The 22,887-nt window shown below is 49.7% G+C and carries 3 protein-coding genes; all 3 read right to left on the reverse strand.

What is annotated here, in order from left to right:
- Positions 1-15 precede the first annotated feature (15 nt).
- The 3 genes from ACOMG9_RS20910 to ACOMG9_RS20920 all read right to left on the reverse strand — a co-directional run bounded on the left by ACOMG9_RS20910 (position 16) and on the right by ACOMG9_RS20920 (position 22,856).
- Complete coding sequence (locus ACOMG9_RS20910) at positions 16-7,644, reverse strand: AAA family ATPase (protein WP_494529345.1); 7,629 nt, start codon at positions 7,642-7,644, stop codon at positions 16-18.
- 86 nt (positions 7,645-7,730) lie between these two features.
- Positions 7,731-15,095, reverse strand: a complete 7,365-nt coding sequence (locus ACOMG9_RS20915) for an AAA family ATPase (RefSeq protein ID WP_448218311.1) — start codon at positions 15,093-15,095, stop codon at positions 7,731-7,733.
- Between the two features lie 147 nt (positions 15,096-15,242).
- Positions 15,243-22,856: an AAA family ATPase gene (locus ACOMG9_RS20920; protein ID WP_448218312.1), complete on the reverse strand. Its 7,614-nt coding sequence runs from the start codon at positions 22,854-22,856 to the stop codon at positions 15,243-15,245.
- Positions 22,857-22,887 lie beyond the last annotated feature (31 nt).

The raw sequence follows: 22,887 nt of genomic DNA on the forward strand, positions 1-22,887 counted from the left end.
AAACACGCCCAGGGTTTACATGAATGAGTCACAAAGCGAATCCAGATTCACGGTGTTGAAAAACTCTTCGGCAATTTTTGTTATCTCATCGGTTCTGAGCACCAGAGCGTTATTGGCGTTGAGTGCCTGCCTCAAGTAGGTTTCCTTAAGAGTTTCCTGAACGAATTCGCAAAAGAATCCGCTCTTAATACAAGAAATCATGGCAAACAACTCTTCTGGTGAAGATGGATCATGAGCACCATAGCAGTGACCCAGGTAGATATCAGACGAGATGTAAGCATCGACCCAACAATAGGTTAAGCTGCCGCCATTCGAGTGTGTCACTTCATAAAGGTAATAACTAAAGGCCTGAATAATTGCCTCTATGCATTTGTGCTTATATTCCTGATCTTGAACTTGCTTACCTGACGAACCCCTCGAACTATCGTCCATATCCACACAGTCAATATCGCTATCGTTATCGCAATCAATAAGATCATCGCTTGTAACATCATAAGGCACGCTTTTGTCACGATCTCTTCCGGGACAGGGACTATCCAGTTCATGTTGGAGCCGTTGTGTCTCCGCATTGAATTGATTGAGTTTTTCGAGCATCTGCTTCAGATTCGGGCTGTTCTTAACTTTCCGTTGAAACAGGGCTTCGGCCTTTTTAAGTATCGCTGGAATGTTCTTTAGTCTTCCCAGTATAATCACCGGACGGTGGTTCACTTTACCCGAGTTTATTTGCTCAAATGCGGGCTGGTGCAAAAGCATTCTTTCTACATTCGGAATTCCCTTAGGTTCATCCGTCCAGGCTTTCTTTAGGGATGTGCGGCTGATTTTATCTTCAAGGAATGATGAAAAACCTTCATGGCAATGAGTGATGAAAAAGGCATTACCTCTTGCTTGTCGAAAGCGTTGATAAGCCAGCCGCCATAACTGACTATTTTTTTCTCTGGCCAATAATTCTCCATACCACTTTTTCAGGCAAAGAGCGGCTTTATCTTTCAGTTCATCGACTCTTTCCAGAAGCAACAATAGGTCGTGATGTTGATAGGCCTCTATAGTATCCCCTGAGTAGATCGGCAGTGGGTCCAGCCAACCCGATGCCAGTGCTTCACGGGCAAAGTCAATAACCGAACGCCTGGTTAAGTTACTGCGTTTCAGTATATTCACTATTAAACTCAACCATTTTTGGGCTCTTTCTCCGCCCTGATTAATCATTTCTGAATGGAATGACTTGAGCTGTTCAATCACCAGATCTTCATCATTGTTAGACAGCATGCGTTTGACTGCCTCCAATATCGGATTAAATGGCTCCCTGTAATAGTCCAACGCTTTTTCCCCTGGTAAAGCGATCGTTGACATGCCCATGGAAAAACCAGTTGAATCTTTTTCCTGCCAAAGTTTCTGCAGTATTTCGGGAATACTTAGATGGGTTTCTGGCAATACACTGTTTTTCTCAAGGGCTTTGTTCAGTTTCTCAAGGCTCATGCCACAGGCTTTAGCCAGGGTTTGTTGTTGTGCTAAATCAGCCCCTTTCATGAGTTCCTTAATCTTCTTTGTTGCAGTGCCGGAACTTGGGGCTTTCCTGGTGGACTGGAAGTGAGACAGGGTTTCTGTTTTCTCTCTGGTTGCCCCGCCTAGATCCGCTGTCTCCCAGGTTTGGCCTTTATCGACAGAATATTCAGCAAAGCAGTGGACGAAGCTATCAATTTGCCGGCAGGGAATCCCGAAATAACGACAAAAAGCAATAAAAACAGGCACACGGTGGCGGCAGCTCCCTTGCCGCTTTGTTACCAGGAATTTAAAGAAATTTTCACCGCTCTCTGCTTTAGCCTCACCGGAAAACTGTTGGCAATACTTTGTGATCGCTTTAATGCGTTGCGTTGTGTCTTTAGTGTCTCTTATGGTCCGTAAAAGCTTCTCTATTTTGCGTGGGTGTCCACCAATAGTCTCTTCACCAACAGTCTCAAAGAGTTTGTCCAGTACTGTTTTCATACCTTCTGAACAGTGGCTGTCAAACAGTGTTGATTGTGCTCGTCGGAATTCTTTAGCCGCTGTTTTTTCGCCAGACTTTCCGGGTTCTACAATGTAAGCAATTCGAAGAGTGTTTTTGCCTTTGGCCTCTGAAATAGACAGTGTATGAAGTCCGGTATATCGGTCCCTGAGCAGGGTATATTCGGGTTCTACAGGTTGACTGAAGAAACTCATTGCCCAGTTGTGCCAGCTCAATGCCAGATCGGGTTCAACACGCAGGGCCACGATATAGTCGTCAGGCGTCAGGCTGGGTAATACATATTGACCATCGTTTGACGACGCTATGAAGGTGGCCAGTGTTTGCTTGCTGGTTAACGTCACTTCCTGGTCAGGCCCCGGTAACCGTTCAGGCGTTAGGGTTTCGACCCCCAGAATGTTCTTACTGATCTCGCTCACTTCGATATCACCCTCAGCAGACACATCAATATTCTTTGCCTGGCAGCGATACATCCGGGAAGGGGGGTAATGAGTATTAAAAATTTTATGATCGTCAAGTTGTGACTTCTTCAGGTGCTTATAGTTCGTGAGCCGGTCCAGGAACTCAGTCTGTTCCCCGTTTATATCTGGAATGCATTTTTCAGGAGCCTTATTACCGCCGATAGCTACCGCTTTTTTAGTATGATCGTCCACACCATGCTTCGACAGATGACTCATTTGATGCCAGAACGCAGGCCAATATTGAACGGCATTGGCGTTCCACGCACTTATCTGCCTATCAGCCTCGTGAAGGTAAGGACGGAAAGCCGATAATGTCAGCGTTTGTTCCTCTTCTTTCGTCAGTTGAAATACGCTATCAGCGCCCACACCCATCTGGCAAAACACACCTTCAAACCAGCGTTGCTGCCAGCGTCGGTAAAGTACCCTTGTGAGAATATCGTCCGACTTCTTCGGCTCCAGAGAAAGACCAGATGCCTGCCATCTGGCCTGAGCCACTTTTTTGATAATTTCCGCTCTGGCTTCCTCTTCAGTCAGATCAGTCTTGATATGAATTTCATGTTTTTTTCCATCAATACTGTTGTGGTCACTGCTTCGTATCAACCAGGGTCGATCTATGCCCGGTACCGTTTCGTTGAACCAACGGCAAAGTTCAGAATCAAGCTCTCCTTTATCCTTGACAAGAGCCGATGACTCAGGCAGTTCCTCCAGCGATATTTTGGCGGCCATCAGATAGAGCCGGTAGTACTTATTGAGGCATTGATGAAGGCTGTCTTCGGTAAAATCGCCCTCTCTGGTAACAGCCTTCGCGACATTCTGTAAATCGAGGCTGGTAGGCTGCAATGGCAGGTTTTTCTGTTGCAGGTAAGCCCTTAAAAGACAATGTTTCTCTGTCAGCTTTTTAGCGGCGAATTTCCCTTCAGAAGACTCTGGCAACACTTTTTCGGCAATGTTCTGTAATTCGGTCGGGTTGTACTGCCGGATGGGCAAATGTCGAAAGCGCCCTTTCAGCGCCGGTGATAAGGGTTTTCGCCCGCTGTACTCAGGCGGGTTGATGGTGGCAAACAGGTGGAAGCCCGGATGGGCGTCACCGGCCAGAATATCGTTCAATTCGCCTTCCAGGTGCTGGCTGTCGATCAGATTCATTTCCGAAATCACCACGATGCCACCCTGCACTTTGGCCTTCTGGATTACTTCACACACTCTGTCCCAGGAACAATCACAGGCATTCAGGTAAAAGACTTCCGGCATCAATTCCTGCCGTTGTTCAGCCTGCTGTTTGACACTTTCAATGATCAGGTTCAGCGTGGCATCCTTACCCCGTCCAGCCGGGCCTTCAATCAGTGTTGCCTGACGACCGCCGTGTTTTCTGTCGAGATGATAAGCCTGCTGACAGCGGTTTAAGTCCTGGCCAAGCCGTTGCGCCAGTTCACAGACTGCCGATCCGGAAGTATCAAAGTCTGGTCGTATTTTTTTGCTGACTGTTCTGAAGGCCTTCTGAATATCTGACAGCGTCTTGTTACGAACTCTGTCGCTCAGGCTGTTCTCCGGTTCGTAACGGACAGCAAACCAGATTTCCAGTGCTGACAGGGCATCCTGATGAGTTTCGCTGATTTCCGGCCCCAGTACGTCCCGAAAACTATGTTGGATCAAACTGTTTATTTGCTCACAGGTAAACCTGTCTCCTTTGCATAACGCACGATCCAGATACCAACCCACCCAACTGCAGATATCCGTTAAATCCCTGGGGGTAAACTCATGGTCGGGCAAGAGTTCCTGATAATATTGCCAGAGTGCCATCACACTTTTGCTGGCATCGTATGCGGTGTCGTTTATTTGATGCCCCGACAGATGCCGTTGTAAATGCCTGACCAGAGCCGGTTCCACCACCCTGTCCCGAAGAAATGCCTGATCCAGGCGTGGGTAGTAAGCTCTGGGCAGTTTCTCTTTCAGGGCCGGGTCCATTTGGCGCCCGGAGTATTGATCCGGGTTACCGGTGAGAATCACCCGGTGTTTTGGGCTGACCCTGACAGGATGACCATTCACATAGATGCAGGGTTGCGGTTCCCATAAGCCGTTCAATGATGCCAGTAATCCGGCTTGAGTCAGGTTGGCTTCATCCAGAACCAGGGTCATGTATTCAGCGTCTTTGTCAGATTTGGTCCTGGCCCATTCCATCAGTGCCCGGTTTTGCTGCACCATAGAGCGGTCGCCATCGGCGTGTTCCTGCCACTGCCAGCATTTCATCAGGGTTTGTTCGCTGTCAGAAGGTCCAAGGGAAATCACTGACGCCTGTCCTGAAGCGTTCGCCATCTTCGCTGAAAAATAACTTTTTCCGGTGCCGGTTTCCCCCTGCAAGAAGATAACAGGAGAGTCTGTAAGCCGGTTATGGAGTCGTGACAATCGACGGCTTTCACGATCCTTCTGACTCACCCTGCCGCGATAAAGATCCCGGGCCAGTGCGGACAAGGGCATATCAGCAGACCCTTGCCATGCCAGTGATTCAGCCAGTCGATGTTCTATGCGTTCAATGCCTTCTGTCCTGGAATTCGCTGTTCTGGCCCTGTGAAAACAATCGCTGGACAGAGTGTGAATGGCATTGGATCGGGTCTGCCCCGATGGCAAAATTAACTGCCAGCCAGAAGCCAATGCATCCTGCAAACGTTTAATCTGTCTTGATGGTCTGATGGCTAACTGTTTATATCGCTTTGCTGCCGCCGGATTGACACTCAACTGATACGCCATCGCCTGTCGATGTTCTGCAGGCCCGTGGGCCACAATCAGAGCACAAAGTCTGTCCAGAGCTTCTTTCTTATCCGACGATGAAATTGGACTTTCATAGGACAGAAGTAATCCTTTGGATTCAGTGTCCTTAAATACTGTCGGATCAATGGTTCTGGTCAGTTGCCAGAAGTTTTGCATCACAAATGCTCTGTCCAATTTCGGGGCACTGTTGATGATGGCATTTAACTGATCCGGGTCTACCGAGGCGGCTTGTTCATGAGCATCCTGCGTCTTATCCGGTAACAATTGCAAGCAAGCCACTTTCAGAAAATCACGCACGGGCGGGTTGTGCCGGGCGCCATGGGTGATAACGCTATTGATAGCCTTGCGCCAGTGGCAGGGTAAAAGCTGTTTCGACTGGTCAATCTGCTGTGCCCGCCGGGCAGCCAGTATCAGGTTATTCAACAACCCTTCGGTCATTTCAGGCAGAGGGTTACAAAGGTTGCCAGGTACAGTTTTAGACGCTTCGTAAAGTTGATTAAGCGCTTGTTCTGGCAGCTCAGTCCGGAAGAGACCATGTTTGCGGGCATTGATCTCCCAGAAATCGACCTCAGGACAGCAGTCAGCCGTGGCGACCACTGTATTAAATAGTGAAGAGGAGCTTCTCGCAGACTCGGGCCAGAGCAGGGTGACACGGGCGTCCGGGTAGGCCTGTAATTGGCCATTCACCAACAGAGGCTGTCCAACCAGCAGGGGTTCCAGAAGCTGCTGAAGCGTTGGATTGCTTTCCAGCCCCCGCAATACGACCGGCTTCCCAGCGGTTAATGCCTCCTGCAATGGACTCTGCTGTCGTCCAAAATGTGCCTTTTGTTCCGAGCTGATATGGATATTATCGAATAACTGACTGAAGCTCGTCTGCCCATTGATCTGAATCACCAGAGGTGGTTTCTGGTGATGATTGATCCAATGACTTGCCTGGGCATATTGCTGATAAGTGACGGTTCTGAAGGCAGGATAATCTCTGACTTTTTTCTGTGGCTGAAGGCTTCTGAACAAAGGGTGTTCATTGCTTTCTTTCAATCCCAGTGCTTTCGGCTGCTGTCTTGTATGGGCCACCTGAAGTCGGGGTTTCTGGCCGGTCGTCTTGCCAATAGTCTGCAGTGCGCCCAGCAAACAGAACCAAAGTGCCTCAGTGAGGGGAGAAGTTATGGTGACAGTTCCACCGTCCCGAACCTCTTCCACAAGAAGGGTGTTAGGGACTGCATAGCCTTGTGGAGCAATAGCAACAGGATTCAGCCATTGGCTAATATTACTTTGGTTAATAATGATCGGGTTGCCTGATGCGGGCTCCTTATCGAGTGCTTTTTCACCTTTTTTGTGGCCTTCTTTGTCAGGAGTGTCGGCCAGGCTTTGGAACAGTGAATAAAGCTCCTCGCTCCCTACCGGCATCTGATAGAACTGAACATTGTCGGGTAAAGAACAGATCTTGCCATTGCTTTCAAAGCACTGTTGCGCCAGCATCTGTCGAAGCGTCTGTTCAAAGGCCAGATCCTGCCAGTTGGCTCCTTTCAGAATGACCCGTTGTCCGGGCCTCAATAGCTCAAGCTTGCCGGGGAGGTGCCGGATTCGTCCCTGTTGATCGACACCGGGACCGCCCAGCAGCAACTGTCGCCAGTGGCTGTGCAAGTGACAGTCAATGACAAGGGTATTGTCATCGTTCGTAGCGCTTTCAGCAGCAGAGAGTTGAGGCAATAGCGGAGCAACCTCGTCGATATTCATTGACGGGCCATTACCGGTCTGTGCGTTGAACTGCCAGGTATTTTCCGGTCGATTAATTCGCCGCCAGAAATCAGCCCCCGGTGCACCCTCACACTGGCCAACCGATATCAACTGTGCAGGGTCTGCCACGACCAGCAGAGAAACATGCTCACCCAGAGGGCGTTTCTTCTGGCTGAGTTTGTCGTAAAGGCTGGGGTTATCCGGGTCCAGCAGGTCGTTAAATTCAGGCAGTTCTTCGCCGTTGAGTTTTCGGATATCCATCACCAGAGTCAGTGGCTGAGAACTTTCAAACAGTTTGCCCGGATACAGAGCGTGGCGACCATCGTCGGAAATACTCAACCGGGTCACCAGGTTAGCCTGTGAGAGGTCATCGGGATGGGAAATAACAGTAACATCCTGATGTTCATCACAGGTATTGGCAATCAAAAGCTGTCGAACTTCATCATCACTGGCGACAAAACGAAAATCGAAGGCACGAGGGGGCTTTTGGAGCGTTGAATCCAATGAGGATACATTTCTCGGCCTGTCTGGCAGCCTCATCAGAGGTGATGATTCATTGAGTGCGGGAGTGACATCAGGGCAGATATCTACATTATTCTTTGATAGTGCATCCCACTTTGCTCTACTGGCTGGCACGCCATTGTCAGGAATGGTTCCCTTAATTTCTCCACTAATCTGACCTTCCATAGTCAATCTCCCAATTGCCATCTAAAGGACTTTATTGAAACGGGTTAATGATTTGACCATGAGATTGGACAAAAGTTTTATAGTTTTTAAAACGATTCAGACAACGAATTCAAATTCAGGCTGTCCAAAAACTCTCCGGCAATTTTTGTCAGATCATTGGGTTTCAGGACCAGGGCATTACTGGCGTTGAGTGCCTGCCTTATGTAGTCATCCCTGATAAATTTCTGAAAAAAGGAGGGGGTACCAAATTCAAACATCATGGCATACAGCTCTGCTGGAGAGGATGGATCATGAGCGCCACAGGAGTCTGACCCGGCGTAAGCATCGGTCCAAAAATACGTTAAGCAACCGCCGTTCGAGTTTGCCACTCCATACAGATAATGACTGAAGGCTTGCTTAATTGCTTCCCAGCATTGTTTTTTAAAATTTTCCAAAAGGTCAGGTGATTCCTCATCAGGTTTTTCTTTGATGTCTTCCAATAACTGCTTCAAGCTCGGGCTATTCTCAGCTTTTAGTTGGATCAGAGCCTTGGCCTTTTCAATTATCCCGCTGTTGAACCAAAAGGGTTGCCCCAGCATAATCACCGGACGGTGGTTCGCCGTGCCAGGGTTTAACCGCACAAAAGCAGGCTGATGCACCAGCATTCGTTCAATATTCGGAACTCCCTGAGGTTCATCCGTCCAGGCGGTCTGTAAAGATGAGTGGGTCATTTTATTTTCAAGGAGTGGCGAAAACCCACCATGACAATGAGTGACGAAAAAGGAATAATCTCCGTAGTTTTGTAAATAGGCAAAAGCGTATCGCCATTCATGGCTATTTTTTTCCCTGGAGAATAATTCCGTATACCACTTTTTCAGGCAATGGTTGGCATTTACCTTCAATTCATCGATGCTTTCCAGACGCACTAATAGCTGATGATGCTGAGCGGCATTCATAACATGGTTATGGTAGGTGGGCAGTGGATCCAACCAACCCGATACCAGGGCTTCATGGGCAAGGCGAATAAACGGAGGTATGGCTAAGGCTTTGCTATCCAATAAACTATTCATTGAACTCAACCACCTTGTAGGGATTGATCCACCCTGAGCAATTATTTTTGAGTACAATAACTTGAGTTGTCCAATGACCTGATCGGCATTATCGTTGGACAATATTTTTCTTACTGCATCCGACATCGTTTTATGTTCATTCTCATCGTCGTTATAGATATCAGCGATCAAAATCCTGTCGTGATATCTTAATGCATCTTTTTCCAATAATATTGAGACACCCATGGAAAAACTGGCTAAATCTCCTTCCTGCCATAGTTTGTCTACCATATCGGAGGTGCTTAGACTGGCTTTTGGCAATGCACCGTTAGTCTCAAGGGCTTTGTTCAATTCCCCAATGCTGATGCCGCAGGATTTAGCCAGAGCTTGCTGTTGTGCCAGGTCGGCGCCTTTCAGGAGCTCCTTCAGTGTCTTTGACGCAGTGCCAGAACCACTGACCCTCCTGGTAGGCTGGAAGACAGACGGGGTTTCTGTCACCTCGGCAGGCGCCCCGAGCAAGTTAACTGACTCCCAGGTTTGGCCTCTATTCATAGAACACTCGGCAAAGGCGTGAGTAAAGTTGCCAATTTGCCGACACGGAATCCCGAAATAGCGACATAAAGCGACAAAAACAGGCACACGATGACGACAGCTTCCTTGCCGTTTTGTTACCAGGAATTGAAAGAAATTTTCATTGCTCTCTGCTACGGCGTTACCGGAGAACTGTTGGCAATAGCCCTTGATCGCCTCGATGCGTTGCGTCGTGTTTTTAGCGTTTTTTATTTGCCATAAAGGCCGCTGTTCTTCGGTTGGGTCTTGCAGGCCTTCAATGGTCTTGAACAATCTGTTCAGTACTGTTTTCATGCCTTCTGAACAGTGGGCGTCGAAGCGTGTTGCCTGTTTCGGGAGGGCTACTTTGGCGGGTGTTTTTTTGCCCGCTTCTCTGGGTTCTACGACATAAGCAGCTTCAATACGCTGGAAGGGTTCGGCCTCAGGAACAGAGAGTGTGTGGAGACCGGTATATCGATCCCTGGTCAGATTATATGGCAACTCGGGTTTTATACGCAGGGCGACGATATAGTCGTTAGCCTGCAGGCTGGGCAAGATACATCGACCCTTGTGCAATGAGATGATCAGGGTCGCCAGTGTTTGATCGCTGGCTAGTGTAACTTCCTGGTCAGGCCCCGGCAGACTGTCAGGTATCAGGGTTTCAACTCCCTGAATATGTTGATCATTAATATCGATCAGTTTGATATCACCCCCGGCAGTCACATAAATATCTTCTGCCTGCCAGCGATACATATTGGAAGGAAAGCTCTGTGTATCAAAAATCTTATGGTCGACAATTTGCCGCTGCTTCAGGTGCGAATAGTTCGTTTCCTGGTCCAATGCTATAGCCTCTTTCTCATGGACTTCCGGATTGTATTTTTCAGAACTGTCAAGCCAATGGTTCGGCAGATCACTTATCTGTTGCCAAAACGCAGGCCAACATTGAACTTCATTGGCGTTCCACGCCCTTATCAGCTGATCAGCCTCCCGAAGATAAGGCAGGCAAGCTGATTTTTTCAGCGTTTGTTCCTGTTCTCCTGTCAGAGGGAACAGGTTATTGGCGTCCACGCCCGTGCGGCCAAACTCGCGAGTAAACCAGCGTCGCTGCCAGTGTCGGTAAAGTGCCCGGGTGAGAATATCGTCCGACTCATCCGGCTTCAGCGAGAGACCGGATGCCTGCCATTTGGCCCTGGCCACCCTTTTGATAATTTCCGTTTTGGCTTCCTCTTTACTCAGCTCAGCCTCAATACGAATCTCATGATTGTTTTCATCAATACTGTTGATATCACTGCGTCGTATCAACCACGGACGACTAATGCCCGGTACCCTTTGGTTGAACCAATAGCAAAGTTCAGAATCAAGCTTACTTTTACCTATAACGAGAGCCGATGATTCTGGCAATTTCTCCAGCGACAGGTCGGCTGCCATGAGGTAAAGCCGGTAGTGCTTATCGAGGCATTGATGCAGTCCGTTTTCGGTAAAATCGTTCCCTCTGGTAACAGCTCTGGCGACATTCTGCAGATCAAGGCTGGTCGGCTGCAACGGCAGGTTTTTCCGATGCAGGTAAGCCCTTAATCGGCAATGTAACTGAGTCAGTCTTTCAGCCGCGAATTTCCCCTCCGTGGTCTGAGGCAACACTTTTTCGGCAATGGTCTGCAATTCGGTCTGCTTATACTGCCGGATCGGCAAATGTCTGAAACGGCCTTTCAGAGCCGGTGATAAGGGCTTTCGCCCGCTGTACTCAGGCGGGTTGATGGTGGCAAACAGGTGGAAACCCGGATGGGCGTCACCGGCCAGAATATCGTTCAACTCACCTTCCAGATGCTGGCTTTCGATCAGATTCATTTCTGAAATCACCACGATGCCGCCTTCCACTTTTGCCTTATGGATCGCTTCACACACTTTATCCCAGGAACAATCACAGGCATTCAGGAGAAATACCTCTGGCATGGTTTCTCCCTTTTGCCTGGCCTGCTGTTTAACACTTTCGATCATCAGATTCAGCGTGGCATCCTTACCCCGTCCGGCCGGACCCTGAATCAGCGTCGCCTGACGGCCGCCGTGTTTTACCTTGCGATAATAAGCCTGCTGACAGCGACTTAAATCTTGTCCCAGCCGTTGCACCAGCTCAATGACTGCCAATCCGGAGGTATCAAACTCAGGTCGGTTTTTTTCAGCGAATTGCATGAAGGGCTGCTGTATATCGTTCAGGATTTGTATGCGAACATTGTCGCTCAATGTGTTATCCAGTGGGTAACGGGCGGCAAACCAGATTTCCAGTGCCGAAAGAGCGTCCTTTTGAGTCTCGCTGATTTCGGGACCCAGTACATCCCGGAAACTTTGTTGAATTAAACTGTTTACTTGCTCGCAGCTGACACTGTCTCCTTTGGATAACCCACGATCCAGATACCAACCCACCCAACTGCAGATATCGGTCAAATCCCTGGGGGTAAACTCATGATCCGGCAACAGCTCCTGATAGTGCTGCCAGAGTGTCATCACACTCCCGGTTGCACCGGGTAGAATTTTGTTTATTTGAAGTCCTGTCAGATGCCGTTGTAACTGATTGACCAGCGCCGGTTCCACCACTCTGTCCCGAAGGAAAGCCCGGTCTAACCGAGGGTAGTAAGCCCTGAGCAGTTTCTCTTTCAGGACCGGGTCCAGCTGGCGCCCGGAATAATGATCCGGGTTGCCGGTGAGAATCACCCGGTGTTTTGCGCTGACCTTGACAGGATGACCATTCACATAGATGCAGGGCTCCGGTTCCCACAAACCGTTCAATGACGCTAGCGATCCGGCTTTGGCCAGATTGGCTTCATCCAGCACCAGGGTGATATAGTTTCCTCCAACACAGCCTTCGCCTTTGTCGGATCGGGTCCCGGCCCATTCCATCAAGGTCCGGTTTTCCAGCTTCATAGAGCGGTCGCCATCGGCGTGCTCTTGCCACTGCCAGCGTTTCATCAGGGTCTGTTCGCTGTCAGAAGGTCCAAGGGAAATGATCGCAGCCTGTCCTGAAGCCTTCGCCATTTTGGCAGAAAAGTAGCTTTTCCCGGTGCCGGTTTCTCCTTCAAGGAATATAACGGGAGAGTCTGTAAGCCGGTCATGGAGTCGGGATAATCGACGACTTTCACGATCCTTCTGACCCATCTCGCCGTGATAAAGATCATGAGCCAGTGCTGACAGGAACTGATCATTGGAACCCGTCCATTGCATTGATTGAAGCAGTCGTTTTTCTATGCGTTCAATGCGCTCTGCGTCAGGATTCTCTGTGACATATTCTCCCCTGGCAATATGGAAACAATCAGTGGCCAGAGCGTGAATGACATTGGATCGGAGCTGCCCTGCTGGCAAAATTAACAGCCAGCCACAGGCCAGTGCATCCTGCAAACGTTTAATCTGTCTTGCTGGCCTGATGGCTAAGGGTTGAGAGGGTCCTGCTGTCGCCGGATCGACTTCCAACTGATACGCCACTGCATCCCGTTTTTCTTCAGGCCCGTGAGCCGCGATCAGGGCACAGAGTCTGTCCAGAGCTTCTTCTTCATCGCTCAGAAATGGACGTTTATATCTCAGTCGTAATTGCTGGGCTTTAAATACTGCCGGGTCAAAGGCTCTGGCCAGTTGCCAGAGATTTTCCTTCACAAACGCTCTATCCAACCGTGGGGCAGTCATGATGATGTCGTGCAAGCGATCCGGGTCTACCCAGGCGGCTTGATTCTCATCTGACTTCTTATTGATATCTGGCGTCTTATCCGGTAGCAAGTGCCAACAAGCCACTTTCATAAAATCACGCACGGATGGGTGTTGCCGGGCACCATGAGTGACGACACTGTTGATGGCCTTTCGCCAGTGGCAGGGCAGGAGCAGTGTCGACTGGTCAACCTGTTGTGCTCTGCGGGCAGCAAGTATCAGGTTATTCAACAATCCTTCAGTGATTTCTGGCAGAGGTATACAAAGCCCGCCGGGTACGGTTTCAAAGACTTCGTAAATTTCATTAAGCGCTTGTTCTGGCAACTCAGCCCGGTGGATACCATGCCTGAGGGCATTGATCTCCCAGATATCAACCTCAGGACAGGGTTTACCCATGGCAATCATAGAGCTCAATACTGAAGAGGAGCTTTTTGCAGACTCAGGCCAGAGTAGGGTGACATGAGCGTCCGGGTAGGCCTGTAATTGGCCACTCAGCAACAAAGGTTGTCCAACAACCAGGGGCTCAAGGAGCTGCGCAAGTGCAGGATTAGTCTCGAGTCCCAGGATTACTACCGGCTTACCAGCGGTTAATGCCATCTGGAAATCACTTTGACATCGTCCAAAATGGGCTTTTTGTTCCGAGGTTATATGGATATTGTCAAATAGCTGGCTGAAGCTTGTCTGCTCATTGACCTGAATGACCAGAGGTGCTTTCGGGTGATCATTGATCCAATGGCGTGCCTGGGCATTTTGCTGATAAATGACGGTTTCAAAGGCAGCCTGGTCTCCGGTTTTTTCCTGTGGGATGGACAGAGGCTGCTCATCGTTTTCTGCTAATCCCAGGGCTTTCGGCTGCTGTCTCGAATGAGCCACCTGAAGTCGGGGCTCCAGACCTGTTGTCTCGCGAATCGTCTGCAGTGAACCCAGCAAACGAAACCAGAGTGCTTCATTGAGGGGAGAGGTTACGGTGACTGCACCGCCCGCCAGAACCTGTTCCAGCAAGCGGGTGTTAGGCGCAGCATAACCTTCCGGGTTAATGGCAACGGGGCTCAGCCATTCGCTAATATTACTCTGGTTAATAATGATCGGGTTTCCCGGTGGGTTATGGGAAAGTCCTGCCTCATCAGGGTGGGACAGGGCCCGGAACAGTGAATGAAGCTCTTCATCCCCTACCGGCATCTGATAAAACTGAACATCGTCAGGTAAATGACAGATCTTGCCATTGCTCTCAAAGCACTTTTGCGCCAGCATTTGTCGCATCGTCTGTTCAAATGCCAGATCCTTCCAGTTGGCTCCTTTCAATATTACCCGTTGTCCGATCTTTAATGATTCAAGCTTGCCGGGGATGTGCCGGATTCGTCCCCTTTTATCCACTCCAGGGCCGCCGAGCAGCAACTGTCGCCAGCTGCTGTGCAGGTGACAGTCAATAAGAAGGGTATTGTCGTCATCCACAGCGCTTTCAGCAGGGGGGAGCTCAGCCAATACAGGAGGGACTTTGGCTTTTTGTGCGTTGAACTGCCAGGTATTTTCCGGGCGATTAATTCGGCGCCAGAAATCAGCCCCCGGTGCGTCGGCCCCCGGTGCGTCGGCCCCCGCTGCTTCGTCACGCTGCCCAGCCGATGCTAACTGTGTGGGGTCTGCCAGAACCAGCAAGGAAACATGCTCCCCCAGGGGACGTTTGTTCTGGCTGACATTGTCGTACAGACAGGGGTTATCCGGATCCAGTAGATCGTTGAATTTTGGCAGATCCCCGCTGGTGAGCTTTCGGATATCCAGCACCAGTGTTAATGGTCTTGAACCCTCGAACAGCTTGCCTGAACGAAGCGCGTGGCGACCATCGTCGGAAATGCTCAACCGGGTCACCAGATTAGCCTGTGAGAGATCATCGGGATGGGAAATAAGGGTGACATCCTGATGCTCATCGCCGGTCTGGGCCACTAAAAGCTGTCGAACCTCATCATCACTGGCAACAAAACGAAAATCAAAGGCGTGAGGGGTCTTTGAGTTTGAGGATACGATTCTCGCTCTGTCAGGCGATGTTATCGGAGTTGACGATCTGTTGAGTTTGGCGATTACTTCAGGGCAGGTTTTTACAGCCTTTGACCATGAATCCAGTTTTGCTCTGTTGTCTGGTACACCAGTATTACGAACGGAGTTGTCTATTTTCTCATTAATCCGACCATCCACAATCAATCTCTCTCCTGTCATCTGAAGGACCGCATTGAAAATGTTTAATGATATGACCTTCAGACAGGATGGAAGTTCCGCTTGAACAGTTAGCCGTCACCATTGGAGGAAGCAGTCGATCTCGAAAAACTCATCATGACCAAACGGTTACCAGGTGTCCAATGACTCATAAAGCGAGTTCAGGTTCACGCTGTTTAAAAACTCTTCGGCAATGGTTGTCAGCTCAGCGGATCTCAGCACCAGAGCGTTACTGGCGTCCTGTGCCTGCCGTAAGTAGTCATCATTGAGACTTTCCCGAGACAGAGAAGGATCCAATTTTTCCATAATGGCATTCAGCTCTTCCGGAGAGGAGGGATCATGAGCGCCATGAGAACCGCTAACCGAGATCTTGGCCAGGGCGACAGAATCGCACCAACAATACGTTAAGGAGCCGCCTTTCGAGTGTGTCAATCCAAACAGATAATGACTGAAGGCCTGACGAAGCGCCCGGGAGTACTTGCTTTTTAAGTTATCCACAAGTGTTTGCTCCTCAGGTGATAACTTAGAGGGCTCGGCTTCGTATTTGTTTTGCGTAGCAATTGGTGTTTCCTTAACTTGAAGCAGTAATTCGTCCATGTTTGTAATGTTGCTGCGAACACTCATTCCTATTAACTGTGCAAAGATCTCGTCTAATTCTTGCCCAAGATAGTGGAGTTTTTCTTTTTCGTTTATCAGATATTGATCGATTTTTTCCATTAACGGATTCAATACCGGACTGTTCTCAACTTCCTGATAAAGCAAGGCTTTAGCCTTTTCATCAATCACTGTGCTACTCCAGCAAGGTTGCCCCAGGATAATCACCGGGCGGCAGTTTGCCTTACCCGAGATTAACTGTACAAATGCAGGATTGTGCGTCAGCATTCGTTCTATATTGGGAATGCCATTGGGTTGGTCCGTCCAGGCCTCCTGTAAAGATGAGTCGACAATACTTTTTTCAAGGGATAACGAAAACCCATCATAACTATCAGTGATGAAGGCGCGGGTATCATCTTTATTCTCCTGGAAACGCTTATAAAACAACTGCCATGCCTGGCTATTTTTTTCCCTGAAATAAAATGTCTGATACCAGTTTTTCAGGCAATGGGCGGCTTTAACTTTCAGCTCGTCTACGTTTTCCAGGAGCAACAATAACAGATGAAGTTTCGTGGTCAGTGCAGGATGTTTCACATTGACCGGCAGTGGTTCAAGCCAACCTGATTCCATGGCTTCATAGGCAAAGTGAATCAGCGAAGGTTTGGCTAAGTCTATGTCTACCAGTATGTCCGTTATTAAATTCAACCACTGATGAGGGCTTGCTCCGGCCTGACCCATTATTTTTGAACGGAGTGACTTGAGAAGCTCAGTGACCTGATCTTCATCACTGTTGGACAGTATATGTCTTGCTGCCTCCGATATTGCTTTAAATTCATTCTTGCCCCAGGCCAATGCATCTGTCTTCAGAGACTCGATCAATGAGACAGCCATGGAAAAACCGGCTAAATCTTTTCTCTCCCAGAGGTTCTTCAGAATACTGGAAGGACCCGGATTCGTTGCAGACCACGCACTTTCTGAAGCAAGGGCTTTGTTCAGTTCCCCGAGGCTCATGCCAGAGGCTTCAGCCAGAGCTTGCTGTTGTGCAAAATCAGCCCTTTTCAGGAGATTCTTAAGCTTTGCTGACACATGATTGGAATCCCTTAACTTCCAGAGGGGCCGGGAGTCAGATTTGATTTCTCTTGTCACTACAGTTGCACCGCCCAAATCCGCCGATTTCCAGGTTTGACCGCCATCCGGGGAATACTCAGCAAAGCAATGGGCAGGATTGGTGATTTGCCGACATGGAATCCCGAAATAACGACAAAAAGCAACGAAAACAGGCACACGATGACTACAGTTACCTTGTCGCTGTGTGACCAGGAATTTGAATAAATTTTCATTGTTTTCTGGCTGAGTCTTGCCGGAAAACTGTGTGCAATAGTCCGTGATCGCCTTAATACGTTGCTTTGTGTTTTTAGCTTTTTTTATTGTCTTCAAGCCCTCCCGAATTTCGGATGGCTGATCGGCAAGGTTCTTGAACAATCCATCCAGTACCTTTTTCATACCTTTTGAACAGTGGACGTCAGGCCGTGTTGATCGTCCTGCCCGGGCTGCTTCAGCCGGTGTTTTTTTGCCCGGTGCTCTCGGTTCTACGACGTAAGTCACGTGAACAAACTGATCGGCTTTGGCCTCTGGAACCGACAGCGTGTGAAGCCCGGTATATCGACCCCTGATCAGGGTAAATGCCATCTCGGGTTGTATACGCAGGGCCACGATAGACTCGTCAGGCGTCAGGCTGGGCAATAGATACTGACCATTCTTCGATGACGTTTTAAATTTTGCCAGTGTTTGAACTCTGGTTAATGTCTCTGGCAGTTGCTGGGACGGTGTCAGGGTTTCAAACCCCTCAATGTCTTGATCATTGATATCGAGCCGTTCGACATCACCCTTTGCAGTCACATTAATATCCTTTACCCACCAGCGATTCATCGTGGATGAAGGGGACTCGATATCAAAAACTTTATAGTTATAACACTGTGGCGTCTCCAGATGCTCATAGTTAGTTATCCGGTCCAACATCGTATCCTTTTTCCTGAGGGCTCTCAGGATGTGTTTTTCAGAATCGTCAAGACTGTCGTTCGGCTGACCACTTGCCTGGTGCCAAAACGCAGGCCACAATTGAACCGCGTCGGAGCTCCATGCCCCTATCCGTTGATCAGCCTCCTGAAGATAAGGCTGGTTAGCTGACATTTTCAGCGTTTGTTCCTGTTCTTCCGTCAGGGGAAAGACGCTATTAGCAGCCACGCCCGTCTCGCGAAACTCATGAGCAAACCAGCGTTGTTGCCAATGTCGGTAAAGTGCCTGGATGAGCATATCCTTCGACTGATCCGGCTTCAGGGGAAGACCGTATGCCTGCCATTTGGCCTGAGCCACCCTTCTGATGATTTCCGCTTTGACTTCCTCGTTATTCGGACGAGCCTTAATGCGAATTTCATGGTTTTTTTCATCAATACTGTCGAGGTGACCGAGTCGTATCATCCACGGACGATCAATGCTGGGTACTGTTTTGTTGAACCATTGGCAAAGTCCGGAATCGAACACGCCTTTATCCATGGCAAGCGTTGATGACTCTGGCAGTTCCTCCAGCGATAGTCTGGCGGCTATCAGGTAAAGCCGATAGTGCTGATTGAGGCATTGATGCAGTCCGTTGTCGCTAAAATCGCCCGCTCTGGTAACAGCCTTGGCGACAGTTTGTAAATCACGGCTGCTGGGCTGTAACGGCAGGTTTTTCTGTTTCAGGTCAGCCCTCAAGCGACAATGTAGCTGGGTCAGCTTTTCAGCCGCGAATTTCCCCTGGGTGTTCTGTGGCAGCACTTTTTCGGCAATGGTCTGTAATTCGGTCGGGTTATACTGCCGGATCGGCAAATGTCTGAAACGTCCTTTCAGCGCCGGTGATAAGGGTTTTCGACCGCTGTATTCAGGTGGGTTGATAGTGGCGAAGAGATGGAAACCCGGATGCGCGTCACCGGCCAGAATACCGTTTAACTCACCTTCCAGATGCTGGCTGTCGATCAGATTCATTTCCGAAATCACCACGATGCCGCCATCAACTTTTGCTTTCTGGATCGCTTCACGCACTGTGTCCCAGGAGCAATCACAGGCATTCAGGGGAAAGACCTCTGGCATGATTTCTCCCCGTTCTTCAGCTCGCTGTTTGACACTTTTGATCAGCAGATTCAGCGTGGCATCTTTACCCCGTCCAGCCGGGCCTTCAATCAGCGTTGCCTGTCGTCCGTCGTGTTTTCTGTCGTGATGATAAGCCTGCTGACAGCGGCTTAAATCCTGCCCAAGCTGTTGCGCAAGTTCACGGACTGTCGATCCGGAGGTATCAAACTCAGGTCGGAATTCTTTGGTAAATGCTTCGAAGTCCCGCTGAATATCTGGCAGGGTGTGGTTATGAACCTTGTCGCGCAGGCTATTGTCCAGTTCGTAACGGGCAGCAAACCAGATTTCCAGTGCCGAAAGGGCATCCTGATGCGTCTCGCTGATTTCGGCACCCAGTACATCCCGGAAACTTTGCTGGATCAAACTGTTCACTTGCTCACAGCTAACACTGTCGCCTTTGGACAACGCACGATCCAGATACCAGCCCACCCAGCTGCAGATATCGGTTAAATCCCTGGGGGTAAACTCATGGTCGGGCAACAGCTCCTGATAATATTGCCACAGTGCCATCACACTCTTGCTGGCCTTATGTGCAATACCGTTTATTTGATGGCGTTGTAAATGATTGAGCAAAGCCGGTTCCACCACCCTGTCCCGAAGGAAAGCCTGATCCAGGCGTGGGTAGTAAGCCCTGAGCAGATTTTCCTTCAGGGTCGGGTCCAGCTGACGCCCGGCATAATGATCGGGGTTGCCAGTGAGAATTACCCGGTGTTTTTCGCTGACCTTGACAGGATGACCATTCACATAGATGCAAGGTTGCGGTTCCCATAAGCCGTTCAATGATGCCAGCAATCCGGCTTCAGCCAGGTTAGCTTCATCCAGCACCAGGGTGATGTATTCTCCATCTTTGTCGGATTCGCTATTGGCCCATTCCATCAATGTCCGGTTTTGCTGAACCATAGAGCGGTCGCCGTCGTCTTGTTGTTGCCACTGCCAGCGTTTCATCAGGGTCTGTTCGCTGTCAGAAGGTCCAAGGGAAATGACCGAAGCCTGTCCTGAAGCCTTTGCCATCTTCGCTGAAAAGTAACTTTTTCCGGTGCCGGTTTCTCCCTCAATGAATATAACGGGAGAGTCTTTAAGCCGGTCATGGAGCCGGGACAATCGACGGCTTTCACGATCCTCCTGACCCATCTCGCCGTGATAAAGATCCCGGGCCATTGCTGACAATGGCCTATCACCAGAACCCGGCCATTGCAGTGAATCAGACAGTCGATTTTCTATTTGTTCAATGCGTTCCGAGTCAGGATTCTCTGTGACAAATGGCCTATCACCAGAACCCGACCATCGCAGTGAATCAGACAGTCGATTTTCTATGCGTTCAATGCGTTCTGAGTGATTCTCTGTGACAAATTCTCCTCTGGCAATGTCTGAACAGTCGGAGGCCAGAGCGTGAATGGCATCGGATCGGGTCTGCCCTGATTGCGAAAGTAACTGCCAGCCACAAGCCAGTGCATCTTGCAAACGTTTAATCTGTCTGGTTGGCCTGATGGCCAGGGATTGCCAGGGCTTTGTTGCCGCCGGATCGACTGCCAACTGATAGGCTATGGCATCTCGTTTATCCTCAGGCCCATGGGCCGCGATCATGGCACAGAACCTGTCCATAAGGTCTTTTTCACCCCGCTCTGGAAACGGACTATCATAGGAAAGCTGTAATTCGGCATCCTTAAACACGGTCGGGTCAAAGGCCCGGGCCAGCGGCCACAGGTTCTGCCTGACAAACTTTCTATCCAGTCGCGGGGCGCTATTGATGATGGCAGCTAACTGATCCGGGTCTACCGAGGCGGCCTGATCCTTATCCGGTAACAAGTGCCAACAAGCCACTTTCATAAAATCACGCACCGCCGGATGCTGACGGGTACCATGGGTAATGACGCTATTGATGGCCTTGCGCCAGTGGCGGGGTAAAAGCTCTGAGGAATGGTCAACCTGCTGTGCTCGTTGGGCAGCCAGTATCAGGTTACTCAACAACCCTGCGGTCATTTTTGGCAGGGGTTTGCACAGGTATCCAGGTACAGTATTGAACGCTTTGTAAAGTGAGTGAAGGGCTTTCTCTGGCAGTTTTTCCCGGCGGATATGATGCTTGAGGACATTGATATCCCAGAGGTCGGACTCTGGGTACAGCTTACTCTTGGCGACCATCAAACGAAATACTAAGGATGGGCTTTTCACAGACTCAGGCCAGAGTATTGTCACCTGAGCTTTCGGATAGGCCTGTAATTGGCCATTCACCAGCAGAGGTTGCCCGACAATCAGGGGTTCCAAAAGCTGCTGAAGGGTTGGATTGCTCTCCAGCCCCCGGAAGACCACCCGATTGCCAGTGGTCAATGCCTTCTGCAAGTCACTCTGACTGCGTCCGAAATGTGCCTTTTGTTCCGAGGTGATATAGATATTATCAAATAGCTGGCTCAAGCTGGTCTGCTCATTGACCTGAATGACAAGAGGCTCTCCACAGTGACGATTGACATAATAATTTGCAAAGGCGGGTTGCTGATAAATGAAGGCTTTAATGTCGGTTTGCTTTTTGATTTTTTCCTGTAGGTGACGGTTATTGGCCAGAGAGTGCGCATCGTTTTCCGCCAGTCCCAGAGCTTTCGGCTGTTGTCTTGAATGAGCTACCCGAAGTCGGGGCTTCAGGCCTGTGGTCTCGCCAATAGTCTGCAGAGAACCCAGCAAACGAAACCAGTGTGCCTCAGTGAGAGGAGAGGTTACGGTGACCACACCTCCTGCCCGAAGCTGTTCCAACAGACAGGTGTTGGGGACTGCATAGCCTTCCGGACCTATGGCAATCGGGCTCAGCCATTGGGCAATATTACTCTGGTTAATAATGATCGGGTTTTGTGGTGCCTGCCCTTTACCAAACCCTTTGTCACTGGAGCGGGACAGGGTCTGAAACACTGAATGAAGCTCATCCTCCGCCACTGGCATTTGATAAAACTGAACATCGTCGGGTAACCCACAGAGCTTGCCATTGCTCTCAAAGCTCTGTTGCGCCAGCATCTGCCGAATCGTTTGCTCAAAGGCCAGATCCTGCCAGTTGGCACCTTTCAGAATGACCCGTTGTCCGGCTCTCAATGACTCAAGCCTGCCGGGGATATGCTGGATTCGCCCCTGCTGATCCACTCCGGGACCACCCAACAGCAACTGTCGCCAGTGGCTGTGCAAGTGACATTCAATACAAACGGTATTGTCGTCGTCCATGGCGCTTTCGGCACTGGGCAATTCAGGCAACAGTGGAGGAACCTTATTGATGGCCATCGATGAGACATTATCGGTTTTATTATCGGTTTTATTGTCGCTCTGAGCATCGAACTGCCAGGTATTGCCCGGGCGATTAATTCGCCGCCAGAAATCGGCTCCCGGCACCTCGTCTGAGCTGCCAATTGATTTCAACTGTGCAGGGTCCGCCAGCACCAGCAGGGCAACATGCTCGCCCAGAGGGCGTTTCTTCTGGCTGACTTTGTCGAACAGACAGGGGTTATCCGGGTCCAGTAGATCGTTAAATACGGGGAGTTCATCGCTGCTGAGTTTTCGGATATCCAGCACCAGGGTCAATGGCTGCGAACCTTCAAAGAGCTTGCCCGAACGCAGAAGGTGGCGACCATCAGCGGAGATGCTCAATCGGTTCAGCAGGTTAGCCTCAGAGAGGTCATTGGGATGGCAAATCAGGGTAACGTCCCGGCCTTCGCAGGTCTGGTCAACCAAAAGCTGTCGAACCTCATCATCACTGGCGACAAAACGAAAATCGAAGGCATGAGCGGGATTTGGCAGGGAGGAGTCCGTTGAGGATACAGTTCTCGTTCTGGCAGGCAACCTCTCCGAAGACGGTGATCTCTCCAGTTTGGGCCTTACTTCAGAGCAAATTCCTACATCCTTCTTTTCCTTTAACGCTAAATCCAGCTTTGCTATCTTGGCTGCTACGCCATCATCAGGCAGGCTAAGATCAAGAGCGCGTTTTTTTGTACCTGTGCTAATCTGGCCATCCATAGTCCATCTCCTTGCTGTCATTAAAAAACTG

The sequence above is a fragment of the Endozoicomonas sp. PH6C genome (assembly GCF_059322965.1).